Annotated in this window: 15 protein-coding genes; 9 read left to right on the top strand and 6 right to left on the bottom strand. The window is 47.9% G+C overall.

Features of this window, described 5'->3' with window-relative positions; all coding sequences use genetic code 11:
• Window positions 1-97 precede the first annotated feature (97 nt).
• Both lipA and AC5JBY_RS19185 read left to right on the top strand, forming a co-directional pair.
• Complete coding sequence (gene lipA / locus AC5JBY_RS19190) at window positions 98-1,030, top strand: lipoyl synthase (protein ID WP_495906257.1); 933 nt, start codon at window positions 98-100, stop codon at window positions 1,028-1,030.
• A gap of 10 nt (window positions 1,031-1,040) precedes the next feature.
• Window positions 1,041-1,997: a phosphodiester glycosidase family protein gene (locus tag AC5JBY_RS19185; RefSeq protein ID WP_495906256.1), complete on the top strand. Its 957-nt coding sequence runs from the start codon at window positions 1,041-1,043 to the stop codon at window positions 1,995-1,997.
• Window positions 1,998-1,999: 2 nt separating this feature from the next.
• Here AC5JBY_RS19185 and AC5JBY_RS19180 read toward each other — a convergent pair whose 3' ends face one another.
• The 3 genes from AC5JBY_RS19180 to AC5JBY_RS19170 form a co-directional block, all read right to left on the bottom strand.
• Window positions 2,000-2,425: a hypothetical protein gene (locus AC5JBY_RS19180; protein ID WP_495906255.1), complete on the bottom strand. Its 426-nt coding sequence runs from the start codon at window positions 2,423-2,425 to the stop codon at window positions 2,000-2,002.
• An 11-nt stretch (window positions 2,426-2,436) separates the two neighbouring features.
• Window positions 2,437-3,414 carry an ROK family protein gene (locus AC5JBY_RS19175; protein WP_495906254.1) on the bottom strand — a complete coding sequence of 326 codons (978 nt, stop codon included), beginning with the start codon at window positions 3,412-3,414 and terminating at the stop codon, window positions 2,437-2,439.
• Between the two features lie 66 nt (window positions 3,415-3,480).
• The gene (locus AC5JBY_RS19170; protein WP_495906253.1) at window positions 3,481-5,115 is read right to left on the bottom strand and encodes an MFS transporter; all 1,635 of its coding nucleotides are present in this window, start codon (window positions 5,113-5,115) and stop codon (window positions 3,481-3,483) included.
• A gap of 253 nt (window positions 5,116-5,368) precedes the next feature.
• Here AC5JBY_RS19170 and AC5JBY_RS19165 point away from each other — a divergent pair, with 253 nt between their 5' ends.
• The 7 genes from AC5JBY_RS19165 (at window position 5,369) to AC5JBY_RS19135 (ending at window position 11,668) form a co-directional block, all read left to right on the top strand.
• Complete coding sequence (locus tag AC5JBY_RS19165; protein WP_495906252.1) at window positions 5,369-6,787, top strand: glycogen synthase; 1,419 nt, start codon at window positions 5,369-5,371, stop codon at window positions 6,785-6,787.
• 104 nt (window positions 6,788-6,891) lie between these two features.
• On the top strand, window positions 6,892-8,166 hold the full coding sequence (locus AC5JBY_RS19160; RefSeq protein ID WP_495906251.1) for a glucose-1-phosphate adenylyltransferase: 1,275 nt from the start codon (window positions 6,892-6,894) through the stop codon (window positions 8,164-8,166).
• 491 nt (window positions 8,167-8,657) lie between these two features.
• Complete coding sequence (locus tag AC5JBY_RS19155; RefSeq protein ID WP_495906250.1) at window positions 8,658-9,533, top strand: T9SS type A sorting domain-containing protein; 876 nt, start codon at window positions 8,658-8,660, stop codon at window positions 9,531-9,533.
• Between the two features lie 80 nt (window positions 9,534-9,613).
• A complete protein-coding gene (locus tag AC5JBY_RS19150) occupies window positions 9,614-10,045 on the top strand; it encodes a DUF5990 family protein (protein WP_495906249.1) in 432 nt (143 codons plus the stop codon).
• A gap of 42 nt (window positions 10,046-10,087) precedes the next feature.
• Window positions 10,088-10,552 carry a hypothetical protein gene (locus AC5JBY_RS19145; RefSeq protein WP_495906248.1) on the top strand — a complete coding sequence of 155 codons (465 nt, stop codon included), beginning with the start codon at window positions 10,088-10,090 and terminating at the stop codon, window positions 10,550-10,552.
• Window positions 10,553-10,614: 62 nt separating this feature from the next.
• Entirely contained in the window at window positions 10,615-10,965 is a 351-nt protein-coding gene (locus AC5JBY_RS19140) for an ADP-ribosylation/crystallin J1 (protein ID WP_495906247.1), read from the top strand.
• 13 nt (window positions 10,966-10,978) lie between these two features.
• Complete coding sequence (locus tag AC5JBY_RS19135) at window positions 10,979-11,668, top strand: hypothetical protein (protein ID WP_495906246.1); 690 nt, start codon at window positions 10,979-10,981, stop codon at window positions 11,666-11,668.
• Window positions 11,669-11,673: 5 nt separating this feature from the next.
• Here AC5JBY_RS19135 and AC5JBY_RS19130 read toward each other — a convergent pair whose 3' ends face one another.
• From AC5JBY_RS19130 to AC5JBY_RS19120, 3 genes are all read right to left on the bottom strand, one after another.
• Window positions 11,674-13,212 carry a reverse transcriptase family protein gene (locus AC5JBY_RS19130; RefSeq protein WP_495906245.1) on the bottom strand — a complete coding sequence of 513 codons (1,539 nt, stop codon included), beginning with the start codon at window positions 13,210-13,212 and terminating at the stop codon, window positions 11,674-11,676.
• 309 nt (window positions 13,213-13,521) lie between these two features.
• Complete coding sequence (locus tag AC5JBY_RS19125) at window positions 13,522-15,189, bottom strand: SWIM zinc finger family protein (protein ID WP_495906244.1); 1,668 nt, start codon at window positions 15,187-15,189, stop codon at window positions 13,522-13,524.
• A 9-nt stretch (window positions 15,190-15,198) separates the two neighbouring features.
• Window positions 15,199-18,558 carry a WGR domain-containing protein gene (locus AC5JBY_RS19120; RefSeq protein ID WP_495906243.1) on the bottom strand — a complete coding sequence of 1,120 codons (3,360 nt, stop codon included), beginning with the start codon at window positions 18,556-18,558 and terminating at the stop codon, window positions 15,199-15,201.
• Window positions 18,559-18,700 lie beyond the last annotated feature (142 nt).

Here is an 18,700-nt window from a genome sequence, read left to right as displayed (position 1 = left end):
CCTCGCCCACTGTCCTGATGGCTATCAGGAGGCGAAGGTGGGCCGCCGAACAACTTGGTCTCCTAAGTTGTTGATACCTATCACTGAATGACAAATTATGCAGGAATTACCTATTATTAATACTGTACCCGAAACCGCTAAAGTCAAGAAACCCAACTGGCTGCGGGTGAAGCTGCCTACCGGCGAAAATTACAAGCATGTACGTGGCCTGGTAGATACCCACAAATTACACACCATTTGCGAGAGCGGTAACTGTCCCAATATGGGAGAGTGCTGGGGAGAAGGCACTGCCACCTTCATGATCCTGGGCAATGTATGTACCCGCAGCTGCGGCTTTTGTGCGGTAGCCACCGGCAGACCGGAAGCGGTTGATTGGGACGAGCCACAACGCGTGGCCGAAGCTATTTACCTCATGCAGGTAAAACATGCCGTGGTAACCTCTGTCGACAGAGACGAGCTGAAAGACGGCGGCAGCATTATCTGGTACAATACCATCAAGGCTATTAAATCCCTCAATCCCGATACGACACTCGAAACACTGGTGCCCGACTTCAAAGGACAAAAGGAAAACATCGAACGTGTCATTGAAGCAGCTCCCGAAGTAGTGTCCCATAATATTGAAACGGTAGAACGCCTTACCCGCCAGGTGCGGATACAGGCCAAATACCGCCGCAGCATGGATGTGCTGAAAGTACTGAAAGAAGGCGGCATGCGCACCAAGAGCGGCATCATGCTGGGCTTGGGCGAAGAGAAAGAAGAAGTGCTGCAAACCATGCGTGACCTCCGCAACAGCGGCGTGGATGTGATCACCATTGGCCAGTACCTGCAGCCTACCCGCAAGCACCTGCCGGTGGTTAGGTTTGTGCACCCCGATGAGTTTGCTGCTTTCCGTGAAGCTGGCTACGAAATGGGCTTCGACTATGTTGAAAGCGGCCCGCTGGTACGTTCATCTTACCACAGCGATAAACACGTGATACCAGGGTTTGGTATTTCCAAGTGGAAGCTGGAAAAAGGATTGGTGAATAACTAATAAACGACCTTTGAAAAAGAAGATATGCTTAGGGAGTATACTCATGTTGGTGTATACTCCTTTTTTATTTGCACAACTCGATTGGAGAAGAGTAGACTCAGCCTTTGGCAACCTGCCATCTTCTGTGCAGGTATACAAAACAACCGACTCCCTCAATGGACATCCTTTCATCGCTTATCTGGTAGTAGCCAGCCTTAAAGACCGTAAACTGGAATTCACCACACAGGTAAGCGAAGGCAAGCGCTTTACACCTACACAATTCTATGAGCAGGAAGGAAAGCCGCTGCTGGTGATGAATGGCACATTCTTCTCCTTTGCCACCAATCAGAACCTGAACCTGGTGATGCGCAACGATAGCATGGTAGCCTACAACCAGCCATCCCTGCAGCAAAAGAATACAGACTCCTTTTATTACCCCACGCGCAGTGCTATCGGTATCACCAAAAGCCGCAGAGCCGATGTGGCGTGGATCTTTACAGACACTGCTCAACGTTGGCCCTATGCTTTCCAGGAAAGTCCTATACTGGCCAAAGGTACTAATCCCGATCCTTCTTTTGCCGATCTCAAAACACTGGAACAATGGAAGTGGTGGAAAATGCGTACCGCTATTGGCGGAGGCCCTGTGCTGGTGAAAGACGGGGTCATCAACGTGACCAATGAACAGGAGCAGATGTTTGTGAAAGGAGAGAACGACAGGCACCCACGCACGGCCATGGGATACACACGCAAACGTCAACTCCTCATCCTCGTTATACAGGGACGCTTTCCCGGTATTGCAGATGGTGCTACACTGGCAGAAGAAGCAAAAATACTTACCGATCTGGGTTGTGTGGAAGCCCTGAACCTCGATGGCGGTGGCAGTAGCTGTGTACTGGTGAATGGAAAAGAAACCATACAGGTTTCCGACAAAACAGGACAACGTCCTGTGCCGGGTGTATTTATCATTCGCGAGAAAAAACGGAAATAATACTATTGCTTTGTGAATACCATCGTTTCACCACTGACCAGCTTGGTAGGTCTTGGTGTTCCTGGTTCTGGCAAAGCAATTTTCATACGGCCATCTTTCAGGTACACGAATAACCCTTTGATCCGGTCTTGCTCTACCTGCTTCTTGTTAATGATTTTAATTTTGATGAGGTCAAGGGTATAAAAGCCCGGTATCTTCCCTACTTTGTACGCGATAAATGTTTTGCCTTCCGCATCGCCGGTAGGAGGGCCGCCCATTCTGTTATTGCCTTCCAGGGCATATGCCCAGCCATCTTTGGTAAAAGTAAACCCGGGTTTCTTTTTGTCGATCATCCAACGCCAGGTACCAGTAATGTCTGTACTGTCCTTTTGAGCAAAGGAGCTAACTGATGCAAGCATCAGTATCACAAGGGGCAAGGCTTTTATCATACAGTCAAGGTTTATCCCTTCATTTCCCACACCAGTGCGCTGGCGCCTAAGATGGCAGCATCTGCTTCTTTCAGTTCAGAGAACAGCAGCTTGATCTTGTTCTGGAAGATAGGCAGCATGTTCTTCTCCATGTGCTCACGTGTGGGCTTCAGAATGAGGTCGCCGGCCTTGGTCATACCTCCAAAGAGGATGATGGCTTCGGGAGAAGAGAACATCACGAAATTGGCCAGCGCCAGGCCGAGCACCTTACCGGTAAACTCATATACTTCCTGCGCCAGTTTATCGCCCTGTATAGCGCAGTCGTAAACGATGCGGCTATCGATCTCTTCCTTAGCGTAGTTGCGCAAGAGGCTATCGCGGTGTGGATCTTTTTCGAGAAACTCTATAGCGGTAAGGGCTACACCGGTAGCAGAAGCGTACGCTTCGAGCGAACCGTGCAGGCCGGTGCCTTTGTGTTTACGTCCGTCGGGGATGATGGTGGTATGACCCAGCTCACCGGCAAAGCCGTCGTGACCGTAGATCAGCTGGCCATTGGCAACTATGCCGCTGCCCACACCAGTGCCCAGGGTGATCATGATGAAATCCTTCATGCCACGGGCCACGCCATACATCATTTCACCTACAGCCGCCGCATTGGCGTCGTTGGTGAGCGAGCAGGGCACCATGAACTTGCCAGTCATCAGTTGCACTAAAGGAATAACACCTTTCCAGGGAAGGTTAGGGGCGTACTCGATGGTGCCGTTATAGTAATTGCCATTGGGAGCGCCAATGCCGATACCTTTTATAGCGCCAATGCCGCCCACTTCTTCAATGGCCGGTTGCAATGCCTCATACAGTTCATTGATGTAATCGGTAACATTATTGTGCTTCCTGGTGGAAATAGCGCCGCGGTATGAGATATCACCACGATGATCAACGATGCCAAATACAGTATTGGTACCACCAATGTCTATCCCTATTGCAAGCTCTTGACGCTGACTGATTGCCATGATTAGTTATTATATAAAAATACCCCCGCTGGAGCGGGGGCGAAATTACAAATTATTTTCGTTGAATTAATGAGCACCTGCTACCTGTGCGTCGATATCCAGACCCTGATTTTTCAACACACCTTTGGTCTTGATGGCGTGCCATGCAAGATATGCAAAGCAAACCAGCGGCAGGATATAAGAAAGATGCGTGAAATTAGCACCTCCTGCACCCTGTGTCAGTCTGGCCTGATCGAGGTCGATGATAGCACCTTGTGCAGGCGGAATGATAGCGCCACCAAGGATCATCATGATCAGGAAGGCAGAACCCTGACTGGTATATTTACCCAAACCAGTAATGGCCAATGCGAAAATACAAGGCCACATTACTGAGCAGCAAAGACCGCAGCTGATGATTGCAAAATTTGCAATCATACCGGTAGTTGTAAGCGCAATGATGATGGCTATGCAGGCCAGTACCGATACCGTTAACAACAGCTTAACGGGTTTTTCTTCGGCAAACAGGAAGGCAAACGCTGCAATAGCGATAGGAATGAGGTAAGGAAGGAACTCCTCCGCTACATTATCACCCTTCAGCCAGTTTACCAACAGGATGAGACCAAAGGCCACGATGGGAACCACGAGGCCCAATATTTTTTTAGTATTCTTAGGCAGATTAAACACACTCACGGCGCCAGTCCAACGGCCGATCATCAAGCTACCCCAATACAGTGATACGAGGTGAGCAATCTCTGATTCGTCATACCCACCAAATTCAGGCAGTTTCAATAGCGCGGCAAAGTTGTTATCGATAGTTACTTCCACACCAACATATACGAAGATGGCTATCATGCCCAACACCAGTTGAGGATAAGCCATCGCGCCCCATCCTTCCTTGTTTTTCGCAGACAGGAACATGCTCGAAAAGAGGATGAGCAGGATAATGATCAGTGAACCTACCACAATAGCTGTTTTACTGATGCCGGTTTGCTCCTTTACATAGTCGGCAAACAGTACCGGTAAGAAAATAAGACCTATAATTAATAAGGTCGTTAAAGCTTTGGGGCTTTTTTCCAGCTTCTCATTCGAAGTGGTTTTGGGCAGCTTGGCAAAAGCAAAGATGGCCGCTGCTACCAGGAACAAGCCGGACAGGAAGAAATACAGTGTCTGGATATTGGTAATAGAAGCCTCTTTCTTAGCTGCAACACTACCAAACAGCACCACGCTAACTACCAGTGGTCCGAGCAAGGTGCCGAAAGAGTTTACGCTGCCACCCATGTTCAGGCGGTGAGCACCTGTTTCAGGGCTACCCAACGCGATGGCGAAAGGCTGCGCAGAAGTTTGCTGCAGCGAAAACCCCAGCGCTATGATGAAGAAGGACAATAATACGAGCGGGAAAGTAGCATTGCCGGAGCCGCTGATGAATGCCAGCGCCAGCGCACCTACCACAGAGATCAACAAACCATAAATGATACCTTTTTTATATCCGATCTTGTTCAGCAGGTCGGTACCGCCGATCACAGACATTAAATACAGGATAAGAGAGCCGTAGAAGTAAGCGCCATAAAAGGCAGAACCTACCAGTTGTGACTGGATCTGATCGAGGTTGAAAAACTTTTTACAAAAAGGGATAAAGATACTGTTGGATGCCGCTACAAAGCCCCAGAAAAAGAATACTATAATAAGTACGCCGAACTGGGACCATTTTGTTTGTTGACTCATGCAGAACCGTTTTAGCAGTTGTTAGTAAAAATTTTTTAAAAGTAGTTGTTTTTTGCCTTCACCGCTATGAGGAGGCTAAAATTTATAAGTTATGCAAGGAATAGTGCCGCAAATGTAGGTTTTGTAATGATACTTCAAATATGGGCTGCCCGACGCATATCAATTCTTTCATCTTTTTTATTACCTGTGCAACAATGAATCAAAATCCTTCCTAAATTGACAGGGATTTATGCACACCAATTGTTAGAACAGCATGGAGATCTTACACGTTAGCGCAGAATGTTATCCAGTGGCCAAGGCAGGTGGATTGGGCGATGTAGTGGGTGCTTTACCTAAATACCTTAATGAAGCAGGGCATATCGCCAAAGTAGTGATGCCCATGTACCGTACAAAATTCCTGTACGCCAACCAATGGGAAGTAGTCCACAAGGGCAATACCAACCTGGGTAACTATTGGTTCGACTTCACCATTATCAAAGAAGCGACCAACAAGCTGGGCTTCGATCTGTACCTCGTAGATATCAATGGCCTGCTCGACAGGGAAAAGGTATACGGGTATAGTGACGATACCGAGCGCTTTACTGCCTTCCAGATCGCTGTCCTGGACTGGATCAATGCCTGGCAGCATACGCCAGACATTATCCATGTGCACGATCACCATACAGCATTGATCCCCTTCATGCTGAAATACTGTCACAAATACCAGCCAATATCCGGCATACGTACTGTACTCACCATCCATAATGCCGAATACCAGGGATGGATGGGATGGAACCGGGGCACTTTTATACCTTCTTATGATACCTGGCGCTGGGGCTTGCTGGAGTGGAACAAGACCATCAACCCATTGGCCAGCGGTATCAAGTGCGCCGATAAAGTAACAACCGTAAGCCCCAGCTACATGAACGAGCTCAGGTACATGAGCAATGGGCTCGAAGCGCTCTTCGAATACGAAAAAGGAAAGTGTTCTGGCATACTGAACGGCATCGACGTAAAAGTGTGGGACCCGCAGGTCGACGAGTACCTGGTACACCGGTATTCGCTGGAGGATATGGAAGCCGGCAAGGCCAAGAATAAAATGCAGTTGTGCGACCAGTTTTCCCTCGACTTCGATAAGCCACTCATCGGGTTTATCGGCAGGCTGGTAGGAGAGAAGGGAGCCGATTTGTTACCACAGGCCATCCGGGATTCCTTCAACCACATTGGCCGTCGCATGAACTTCCTGATGCTGGGCAGTGGATTCCCCGAAGTGGAAGCCGGTCTGCAGGCTATCCAGCCAATGTCGCAATACGATTATAATGTCTTTATAGGATACAATGAAGGACTGAGCCATACCATGTATGCCGGCATGGATTTTCTGCTGATGCCCTCGCGGGTAGAGCCTTGCGGGCTCAACCAGATGTATTCCATGCGCTATGGTACAATACCCATGGTAAGGCGTACCGGTGGCCTGAAAGATACGGTCATCGATTATGGTGAACCGGGTGGGTATGGTATCTGCTATAACAACACCAGTGTAGGCGATATTACCCATGCTGTGTACCGGGCAACAGAATTGTATCACCAGAAAGACACCTTAAAACAGATCCGCCGGCAGATGATGCAGCTCGATTTCAGCTGGGAAACCAGTGTTCAGCAGTATATAGATGTATACCATGCTGCCTTAGGATAAACTATTATAGAAAGTCGTTGTTATGATGCTTTGGGAAATCCAATTGCTGATTCACGACTGCCGATTGCCGAATAACGCACTGATCAAATATAAAACCCACAGTTATGAGTAAACAAGTGATTGCTGTCATTCTGGGTGGAGGAGCCGGGACAAGGTTATACCCCCTTACAGCGAGTCGTTCAAAGCCTGCTGTACCAATTGCCGGGAAATACCGCCTGGTGGATATTCCTATTTCCAATTGTATCAACTCAGGTATCAACCGGATGTTTGTGCTTACACAGTTCAACTCCGCATCGTTGAACAAGCACATCAAGAACACCTACCACTTTAGTATTTTCAGCAGTGCATTTGTCGATATATTGGCGGCAGAGCAAACTCCTGATAACCCTTCCTGGTACCAGGGTACTGCGGATGCGGTGCGCCAGTCACTCCGCCACCTCAACCAGCACGAGTGCGAGTATGTGCTCATTCTGTCGGGCGACCAGCTTTACCAGATGGACTTTCAGAAGATGCTGCAAAACCACAAGGATTCAGGCGCTGATATCTCTATCGCCACCATCCCGGTTGCAGCAAGAGAAGCTTCCGACTTCGGTATCCTGAAAACAGACAACAACAATCTCATCACGTCATTTATAGAGAAACCCAAGAAAGAGTTGTTGCCCGACTGGTCGAGCGATACCGGCCCTGAAATGCATGGTCAGGGAAGAGACTACCTCGCTTCTATGGGTATCTACATCTTCAACCGCAAGTTGCTCAACGACCTGTTGATGGATATCTATAAAGATTGCACCGACTTCGGTAAAGAGATCCTTCCCAAGTCATTGGAGAACTACAAAGTGGCCAGCTATCAATATGATGGTTACTGGACCGATATCGGTCATATCTACTCATTCTTTGAGGCCAACCTGGCGCTCACAGATGAAATACCGCCTTTCAACCTGTTTGATAATTCCAATGCAGTATATACACGCGCGCGCATGCTACCGCCGGCAAAGATCAGTGGTACTACCCTGGAGAAAGCAATTATCTCCGAAGGCTGTATCATCAATGCCAGCCGCATCGAGCACAGTGTGATTGGTATACGCAGCCGCATTGGTTACGGCACTACAATTGTAAGCAGCTACCTGATGGGAACAGACTATTATGAAACAATTCCGGAGATGTCCCATGCACAGGAACGTGGATTGCCTACGCTGGGCATTGGTGATCGTTGTTACATCAAGAATGCCATCATCGATAAGAACTGCCGCATCGGCAACGATGTACGCATCAACGGCAGCGAACACCTTGAGAATACTGATCACTCTTTATATACCATTAAAGACGGTATCGTAGTCGTTAAAAAAGGCGCGATACTGCCTGATGGATTTGTGATATAATTGAAGATAAGTTTAAAGAAAAGGGTGAGCCGCTCTTCAAGAGCGGCTCACCCTTTTTCATTTTAGATATTACTATTCCAAATGGTGCCGCCCCGCTTGTTTTAGCACGCATTTTAGCATAAGCATGTAAGTGTTTTCCCATAGATTACTAACGGTATAGATAATCTGTTGACTTCCATCATTGATTTAAAGCAATAAAAAATATAAATTAAATCTTATTATCATAAACGGATCATCACCCTCGTTATAAAGGAGCAACTCACCTGTATATCCTTTTTGTTTGGTTAATGCCTGCTGATTAGTATGGGCTCTCCTACACAGCCCGCCATTACATGTCGTAGAACCTTATCCTTTCACCGGCAAACATTCTTGTCATCCTTGCAAGGAACCTTCGTGGATTTCCAACAAAATTTTCGTTGGCATATCTGCTTACCCGGAACACTTGATGTTCACCGGACAGACATCTATTGATTAATCCTTAAACCCAAAGTATGAAAAGACCATCCTTTTCACTGGCATTACTATGTCTTGTATTTTTCAACAAAGAATCAACTGCACAATGTGTTCCGGCAGGGCCATTCGGTGTTAGCACCTCTTCCAATAACACATCAATAGGAACAGCTGTCTGGAACACATTAAGCGATGTGCTCCTGACAGATAATAACTATGCAATATCTACACAAGCACTTGGCATACTGGCAACCGCCAATACCAACTATATACAGGTAGGTGGATTGGGGTTTTCGATACCGGCAGGCTCTACCATTTGTGGCATTACAGTGTCAGTTGAACGAAGCGCAGGAGGCCTTGGCGTGGGATGCGTAGTGCAGGATGCCGATGTGCGCATTGTTAAAAATGGTGTGCTAACGGGAACGAACCATGCCAGTGGCGTCAACTGGGGTAGTGGCGATGCCACGGCTACTTATGGAGGCGCTGCGGATATGTGGGGCACTACCTGGATGCCCGCCGACATCAATTCGGCAGGGTTCGGTGTGGCGATCGCTGCTTCTATGCAAACGGGTTTGGTTGCCCTGGCATTGTCGGCACGTATAGATTACATCAGCGTCACCGTACACTATGCGAGCCCGACCACACTTCCTTTGCGCCCGCGTGAGTCTACTGTGCAGACGACTGCTCCCGTTCGCAATATTGGATTTTATCCCAACCCGGCTGGTAACGCCATCTACATAACTGGCCGTCGTAAGACGGCAAACATTACGATCAAAGACCTCGAAGGCAGGGTAGTGAAGCGTGTGAGCATCGATCCCGACATACGGCTGCCGCAGGTTTCCCTGGTCGATGTCAATCCCGGTCTGTACCTGTTGGAAATAGACAACACGGTTTTCAGACTCAACGTAGCGCGATAGGCAACGCGATATATAGGTTTCTTGTAGGTACCGCCTGGTTCTCCAGGCGGTTTTGTTATTTTTTATCTACCTTGTCAATCATGGATCAGGAACTCACTTGTACGATCATATTGGAAAAGCCCGTACCGGGCGTCAAGACCGGCCTGCAGAAGGGGAGTGGTAATAAGCACGAAATCCTGCAGATACAACAATCATCCGGCAACGATCTCACCTATACATTCCCTATAAAAGTAAAAACAGGAAAAGATGAACAGCCTGACTTTGCCGGCCCCTTTGTACATGGCCCTGTAGGCGAGCGATTCATTTATCTGAGCATTGGCACTATGGCCGGCCAACCGGATTCTCCCTGGACGCGCAGGTTGAAAGTTCCTTTGCGCGGCATCACCTGGGCCATGGTGCAAAAAGCTGCCAGTGCTGGCCATGTACTGCAAACCACCGTGCCGGGAAAAGGAAAAGACGGCACACCCAGTTGCGCTACCGTAAAGCCTTTCGATGGGTGGCGGGTAGGATAAGCCATTTATGGAAAAACTTTCGATTGGCATCTAAGCGTAGTAATGATAAGAATACTACTTATAGCACTTGTAACAATATATTGTTGCCAGTCATTACCTGTTTATGCGCAAAAAGGTCATGTTTTAACCATCTCCGGACGTATCGATACTGAGAAAGCAAAGGTGCGTGATATAGATATTTGGGTGATAGATGTGGATGGGAATAAAACAGATACCATCAAAAAGCTAAAACCTATTGTTGGGAAACATTATTCTCAGGGAAAGTATACACTTCATTTAAAGCCGAACAGGAATTATAAAATAGTTTTCCTGGGTGATACAGTTTTTCAGGACATATGTTATTTCAATGTACATGCAAAAACAAGCTCCCCCTTGGTTAATCGAAGCTATTCCATTGAAGGACCTTATGTAGACGTTTGGCTTTTAACCAATCGTAATATAAAGGTGGCTGATATTGTGTACGATGATAATATCAACCGGTTTAAAGTAATAAAAGCTACTGAATAGCTGCTTCCCACAATTTTCCCACCACTTCGTATTACATTTGAGAATAAACGCAGTGTATTAACATGCAGCCCGTAGAAACAACCGTATTATACAGACCTGTTGGTCCTAAGGAATTGGCATTGATTGAAGAAAGCGGCTGGACTAAATTTCCTCCAAGACTGCTTCAACAACCCATTTTTTATCCCGTAATGAATGAGGAATATGCCATTCAAATTGCCAGGGACTGGAATGTGCCTGCCTCCGGATCGGGTTTCGTTACAAAGTTCCATGTGCGAACCGACTACGTTAAAAAGTTTGAAGTACAGAATGTAGGTGGAGAGATCCACAACGAGTTGTGGGTGCCGGCAGAAGAACTGGAAGAGTTTAACAGCAACATCATAGGTTTGATTGAAATAACCCAAAGATTCAGTTAGTATCTCAAATTATATGTATCTCATTATTCTTGTTGCGTCTGTTGTAGCTATAGTTACTATAGCAAGAAATGTACGTAGAGGGTCCGGCAAGCGATCTGCTGATGAAGAAGAGCCGATATATGCTGGTTATCCGCAAAGGAATTTCTCTTCCTGGAACGAGCCTGCCAATATCGACAAAGACGTGTTTTACCTCAATCTCAAAAAGACGATTCATTGGACCGATAAGATTGTAGGCAACATTGAAAATATAGCCACTATTGATTATTCCAGGGTACTTCGTACTGTCAATCCTGTATCTAAGGGGAGACCCCTTTATTCCTGGTATTCACCCGATGAGCCATGGATTGCTACCCCTCTTATATTTAACTATCCTGATATATTGGATCAGGTAATGAATCTCCGCAACGATACAAGTAGTATTGAGTCTCCGCTTGCGAAAGGAAAAATACTGGCTTTTGAAATTGACATCACAACCCATGACGGAGCCCCGGTTGCCGCAACCAGTGGCTTTGTAGATGAATCCGATATTCCTCCTATCGACACCTGGTTTTTTGTTACTGACAAGTACCTGTACTGTTGGATACCAGCTCTCTTTATTGGAATAATGCAGGATGCTATCGAAGTGGAGATATTTGGTAGCTATAACTGGCTGGAAGATGTCAAGCCGGATTTGAATGCGCTGATCTCCGATAAACTAAAATAAGAGCGCTACACCACATTCCACCACGGCTTGTCATCATCATTTTTAGGAGGTTCCTTATCATTGCCGGATTTAGCAGGAGGTGTATCATTATTCGTGCCGGTGGGCGGCGTTTCTTTCACTACATATTGCAGCCGGCCTGTTTGGAATAATTGATCGATCTGTTTGGCAAAGACGGCACCGAGCGCTGGTTTTACCTGTCTTACAAAGTTGGCGTAACCAATGACTACATTGGCCGGACTTTCCGCACCCGGTAGTAATACAGCAGCATCTTTTGTTTGCAGTTGGTGCAGCAATGCGCGGAACTTGCGCAGCTTGTTGCGGTCTATGCCCGGTTTCTCATTTACTACAATACCGGTCACTTCCTGACGCGCGCCCTGATGCATGACGCGTATCTTATCGGGGTGTACGGTGAACCCTTCATCACTTAATATCTTTTTGACACGCCATACCATTTGCTGCGCGTTGATGTCGTTGCTGTTCCAGCTAAACGTCACATCGTCGGCATAGCGCGTATACTGGCATTGGTGTTTGGTCGCCAGCCCCTGCAGGCGCAGATCGAGCTTATAACAGAGAATATTGGTAATGGCCGGACTGGTAGGTGCACCTTGCGGCAACACACGGTTTCCCTTCTGTACAAAATAGTTTTTACCATCGATCTCTACCTCTTCTGTCACCGCTTCTGTACACAGCAGCGATAAGATGGTGGCTATCTTTTCGGAGTAACCCAATTGTTGCAGCAAGCCCTTTACCCTTTTATAATGGATGGAAGGAAAGAAGTCTTTTACGTCTATGTTCAATACTACCTTTTTGCCAACATGGGGCAATGCATTACTGAGGATAGAGCGGTTGAGCGTAAAGCCATGTACCGAAGTGTGTACAGCCACCTTATTCAGTATGTTTTCCAGTATCCAGTACTGAGCTTTTTTTAGCCTCGGCATGGGAGCAGAGATCAACCTTTTGCCGCCCGATTTCTTAGGCAGGTAAAATTTCCGGTAGTGGGAGATATTTGACACTTTTCGTGAGAAAGCAAGGAAACGCAGGTCAGGCAAAGTAATACCCATGGCTTGCGCCAGTTCCGTTTCATTGGAAAAAACAGGGAGTTGGTGCTTTTGTAAAGCAGCTACGTTGGCCTCGATATTATTTAAACCGACAGATACGTCTTCACCAAGGTAAATGATCTCTGTGGTCTTTCGTTTTTTCCAGGCCTCGGCTTTCTCCAGCCGTTGCAGTTCCCGCTTCTTCTTATTGGCTTCGCGTTTGGCTTTGGCATCGGCCATGCGCTTCATGCGCATTTCCTTCAGCACGGCTTCCTTATTCTGGTACCGGCGCTGCTGGTTGAGCAGTTGGTTAAACTCCTTATTGAGATCAGCTTCCTGTTTGATCAGCAATTCAGGTACAGAGGGAGATTGCTCCTCTTTGGGCCAGAAGCCAAGACGTTTCATTTCTTCCAGCACTACGGCATCTTTGGTGCTTTCGCGAATGCGATCATACAGTTGCTGGCGGGTGAGTTGCTTATCGGCCATGATGAGTGAAATGGAAATCATGTTCTGACAGAGGGAAATAATGCTGCCTTCGTGCAAGCCGGTGACCAGATTAATCAACGCAAGGCATACCGGGTACTAATTGCTTTTAGGGCACACCGGGCCTGTACTGCTAAAAGCAATTAGTACCCGGTATGCCATAGTAAAGATTACATTTGGTGATGCATGAGTAGTTCATGTTGCATGGACGACGAAACATCGCCCTTTCCTTTCGGAAGCAAGGTGCATATCTTTTTTCCCTCTGTCAAAGAACACGAAAAGCGGTTAACAAATATAGGTTGCTGTTACTTATTTTAATGATTATCCTTGTTATTATTTCAGGCCATTACCTGCAATTCTCGTTTTATTGAATGCCTGTCGTATGGTCAGCATATGCTCACAAGGTCCTTTATATAGTTTGTTCTCGATATAATAACTGCAGTCGCAATGGGCCGACCTGATCTTTTCATCCTGATCAATCACCAGTTTCGGGTTGAACGTCTTCCGGGCGCTCTTCACTGTTCCCGTCAGTTCAAGATAATTCTCCGGCAAGATGATTTTTGAACTCACTTTTACCTCCTGTGAGGCGAGTAATTGGGCTGCCAGTTCTTCGCGCGGGTTGTCAAAGCGCAGTTTGTCGAAAGGCAGAGGCTCCCGGCTCAGTTCCCGCAGGCGGTATACGTCACTGTTGAGATCATAGATCACACGTCCTGCCTGCGTATAGGCACTTAAAGCACCGGATACTTTCGCGGTATCGATGTTGAGTTTCTGCGCTATCTGTGCCGAAGTGGCCAGCCATTCCTTTTGCAGCGCAGCAAACACCTGTTGCTTGACGGCGTCCTCAACAGAGAGGCGTGGCGCCAGCAGATCGAAGTTGCCGGCATGGCTCCAGTCGTTGCTTGTCCAGCCGCTAAGGCCAAGTGTAAAGTTCATATCGCCCAGGTCGGCAATATAAAAAGCAGGCAAACCGGTACCCAGCAGGTGTACGGTAAACTTCTTCGCAACCGGTATCAACCTTTCCAGGATCAGCAGCCTTCTTCTGCCCCAGGTCCTGATCTCCTGGCTTACTGCACCGGTATATATACTGCGCGCGCAGATGATCTCTTTGCCCCAGGGTTCAAATACTACCTTCACCGGGTGACCGGGCTCCAATACATAGCGCAGTGAGCGTGGACCTCGTTTTTCTTTGAAGCGGCGCAGCACCGAGCAGATGCTGTAAATATCCATCGGGTGCAGCTCCAGCTGAATAGTGGGCATCGTCATGGCGCTGCTCACCTGCAAAAAGCCACGTACCCAGCTATCAGGCAGATCGATTTTTTTCTCTTTGAAAGATTCCTCATGTGTGGTTTGTACTGTAAAACCAGTAGGGTCTACCTTCAGTTCAGTCTCCTTATAATCCCGTATCTTCTGAAACTCTTCATACAACCCGGTGGAATAATCAACATTGGTAGTGCCACACTTGTAATCGTTCACTTCTTTGAACACATTATAGTTACAACCCAGCTTACCATAAGTGGATTCATCCTCACTGAAGCATTCAAAGAACAGTTCATCGGGGTGAATGGTGATCACCGGGTCCAGCACATACCAGGCTTCCCGGTTCTTTTCGTACAGATAACTGTAATATTTACTTCTTGCCTTGTAAAAAGGTGAGAGTAGTCTGTCCTTTTGTTTTACGATAGCTGCCAGTTCAGTTTTGATCTCCGCCATCCGGTTATTGACAGCCTGTGCATCGTAGCTCGCCATGAATTCCGCCAGGAGCATGGCTTCATTTTGCGCTGCCCACTCTTTATAATCAGTCTTGTCCCTGGGTTTGAAGCGGAGATCGCTGACCACTACATCATGCAGGGCAGAAATAGCTTCGCGGAAAGCCAGCTTTTTATGCAGCTTGCCTACAAACCACGCGCTTTCCCGCAACGTATCCGGCGCAAACGACAACCCTGTCATATGCGAAGTACTGGTTACGGTACTACTGCCTGCGAAACGGTAATTGAATAACATGCTGTCGGTTTATGATAACGGATTGGTTGTGTCGGTCACCATCCTTGTTTCGGTTGGCTTCACCTTTAATGGGGTTTCTACTTCATACAATGACCTCAGCTGCAGCAACACATCGATACATTTTGCCTTGTCGCCAATAGCGGCGGTAGCAGAGATGTCGGTGAGTATAGCACTCACTGTTCGTGCCGCAGCTTCCGATTTGCGCCCTTCCGTTAACAGGAAGTGGAATATCCTGTTCTTCGCGATCCGGCTTTTGTTTACACGGGTCAATACTGAACGGAAATAAAATTCCAGCGACTGTATCTTTTCGATATCATTAGCTGCGAAACGCTCGAGGTAATTAGTGGCAAACAACTGCATTTTTTCACTGGGATGCTGGCTCAGCTGCAGGAGGTATTGAACGCCGTTCTCACTTTCGAAGAACCGGGTGATCAACTCCCTGCCATATGCTTCTACATCCGGCTTCACGGAGTCGGCCAGTGTGATCAATGCTTCCGGCGACCAGTCGGCAGCCGTAAAATGTTCCCGGAAGAACTGCATGGCGAATTTGCGGGAGTCTTCCCATTTGCTTTCCAATAGCTTCACCGCTGCTTCCTTCTCATATTTGATGCGCGGAACCTGCTCGCTGTAAAACTTCCAGCTCCAGGTACGCACGGTAAGATTTTCATGACTGCCGAGCGCTACTACTTGCGGGATGGTTAACTGATCGGGATTGGTATACTTTTCCAATATCACCACACCCAGGTTCTGCCCCGCTTTGTAATTGCCGTATAGCAGGTTGAGCGCAGTTTCTTTATTCACGTTCTGCAGGTAACCACTTAATTCATTACACAGCAGCAAGCTAAGATCATCGTGCAAACCTTCGCTGGATTCTTTCCGCATCAGCCAGGGCATTAACAGCGTTGCTGCTTTATAACCAAATGCCTGATCATGCTGCGCCATGCGGGCGATAACAGGTCGCATACCTTGCCGTACATTCTGATAAACAGATAAACACGCAGCGATCATTTCATCCTGGTGCTTTAGCAATGTATCCGCATCCATATCAGCCAGCAGGCCCGTACCCGCTTCGCGTACCGGCGCATAAGGATGTTGCAATAGCGCAACCAGCAATGATTTGCTCAGCATGTCGGGCGTTATCTGCCGGCTGTTGGCTTTCAGCAGCCGCAGGCCAAATACCAGCACAGGCGGTGCAGGGTGTTGCAGCAGATCGGCTATGGCTGCGAAGGGAACTTCCTGCAATTCAGGTCCGAATAATTCAAACAGCGTATCGCTGGCTCCTTTGATGAGGGCTTCAGTGGAAGTATCGATCACCGTAAAGCCCATCATCGTGGCAATGGCTTTGCCTGCTACTGCTTTTTTAAGATCAGCACTCAGTTGGCTGTTCCGTATCAAGGTGGCGCCCCATTGCCTGATGTCCGCCTCACGGGCAAACAACAGTTCTTTAATAAAATCACTTTGCCCGAAGTAAGTAAATTGATTAGTAGTAGCCCACTCTTTGCCTTTTTCACGGGCCGGTGCATGAGAAGAGTTGAGCATAGCGATCACCAGGTCCCATTCCGGTTGTTGCAGCAGGTATTTGTCCTGCACCAGCTTGTAACCAAATTGGGCAGGTATGGGAAAGCGTGAGGTGAGCAATCCTTTATAAACAGGTACATCCAGTTTTTCTTTGATCTCGGCCCAGGAAGGATGAGCAGGCAGCGCTTCGGCTGCAAACTCATGTATCTCCTCCAGCTCTGCTTCTATCAGCAGTTGTATATACGATTGAGGAAGCCGGTTCCACAAATGCAGAAAAGGCGTACCATTCTCATTCTTTTTGGGGGCTGCAGGCTGTGCAGGTGCCGGCGTCGGGGTGCTGGCGGGTGTATAAGCCGGCTTCTTTTTACTAAACAAGCCAAGCAGTTTTTTCATGAAACCTCCGCCACCACTGCGGGCGCGCTCGATGGCTTCGCGTGCCTGCGCGGCAGCGCGGGCTGCAGCAGGCGTGAGCAGTTTCCAGAGCTGACCATTTACCAGTTGTAGTTCCGGATGCTCGCCGCTCAATATCTGGTGCATAAATACAGCATGGGCATTTTGCGGAAAGCGCGTTTCTACCTGTGCATAACGACCTCCTTGCAATGCATAGGAAGTAGTTGAATAAGGCTCTTTAAAATCTTTCTCTTTGCTGTAGGAGATCAATAAGCCGGTGGCCAGCTTCACGTAATCGGTATTGTCTGCATTGCCCAGCATTTGCAGGCGACGGCGCACGCGGCGGTGCAGGTACCAGCGCGTCCTTTGGGAATAAGCAAGGCGGCTGTTCTTTTTCAGCAACTCTTTGTGCGGACTTATATATTCATCTGCTTCGGGTATAAATACTTTTCGTTCCCTATTGCTGGAAGGAACATGGTGTTCGTACATTTCTTCCTCACGCTCGATGCGGATGGTCAGCAGACCCGTTATCTCGAAGTCGTCCAGCAACTCCGCCATCTTGAAAATGGCGCGCAGATGCTTGAAATGATTGGGCTTGAAAGGCACCTGTAGCAGCAATCGCTTTACCAATGGTCGTAACCATCTTTGCTCTGTCGATACCAGGTACAGGCTTTCCAGCCAGGCATATTGAGGTTGTAATTGAGTGCTTCTTTCTGTCAGTAAAGATTCCAACGCAACAGTGTTGTGTGCTGCAATCTCTGTTTGAATGGCTTCCGGCAACGTTTTCAGATAATGGGCCACATGCTGTTCACGGGCTTCGCCAGTGAGTATTTGCAGCAGACCAGCCCCTGCGATGCGGCTTACTATGGAGGAAGAATGGTCTTTATAAATGGCCTGCAGTGCTTCGGCGGCTGATCCGTCGCCGGTACGCACCAGTGCCCAGGTACAAACGTACTGATGTAGCGTATCGCCCTGCGTAAATAATTGCAGTATGAATGGAACGGTTTCTTTGATCCTGTACTCGCCTGCTTTCCAGATGACGCGGCTCAGCTTCCAGGGCTTTTGGCGGGGAGCTGCGCTGCCCTGGACTGCTTGTTGCAAGCGTTTCAGTATGGCTTTGTTGCGCCCTTCGGGCATCGATGACAAGTCGATGGCAGGTGCTGTAGCGGCGGTAGGGAGCGCAAAACTGCTGCGCCTGGGTGGGGCAGGGGCCTGTCCACTTTCGGAAGTAGTATATCCCTTGCTTATTTTTTCGTCGGCCAGCGCATCATAGATCTTTTCCGCCTCTTGCAGTGATACGGGCACGGGTGTTTTGCTACCCTCTTTCAGGGTGCCGCCCCGGCGTCCGTAACGAAAGTTCACCACATATTTATCATTGCCAACGTCGCACAGGTCTATTTCATAGACCTTATCGGAATTTCCTTCTTTAAAATAGAGAAAACATTGTTTTATCAGGCGCATGAATCAACCAGTAATTAGGGGAAGGGAAGGTAGAGAAAAAAGGTGTAAATTGGTTCTGTAGTTGAATAATAATCAATAATGTTACGCCACAAAGCAGCAGCACATCAATTCGTATAATTCGCCTGAAATTCGTGTTATCTTT

Source organism: Paraflavitalea sp., from assembly GCF_059502485.1.
Note: the sequence above shows the minus strand (reverse complement) of the source record. Positions and strands in the feature narration are given on the sequence as shown.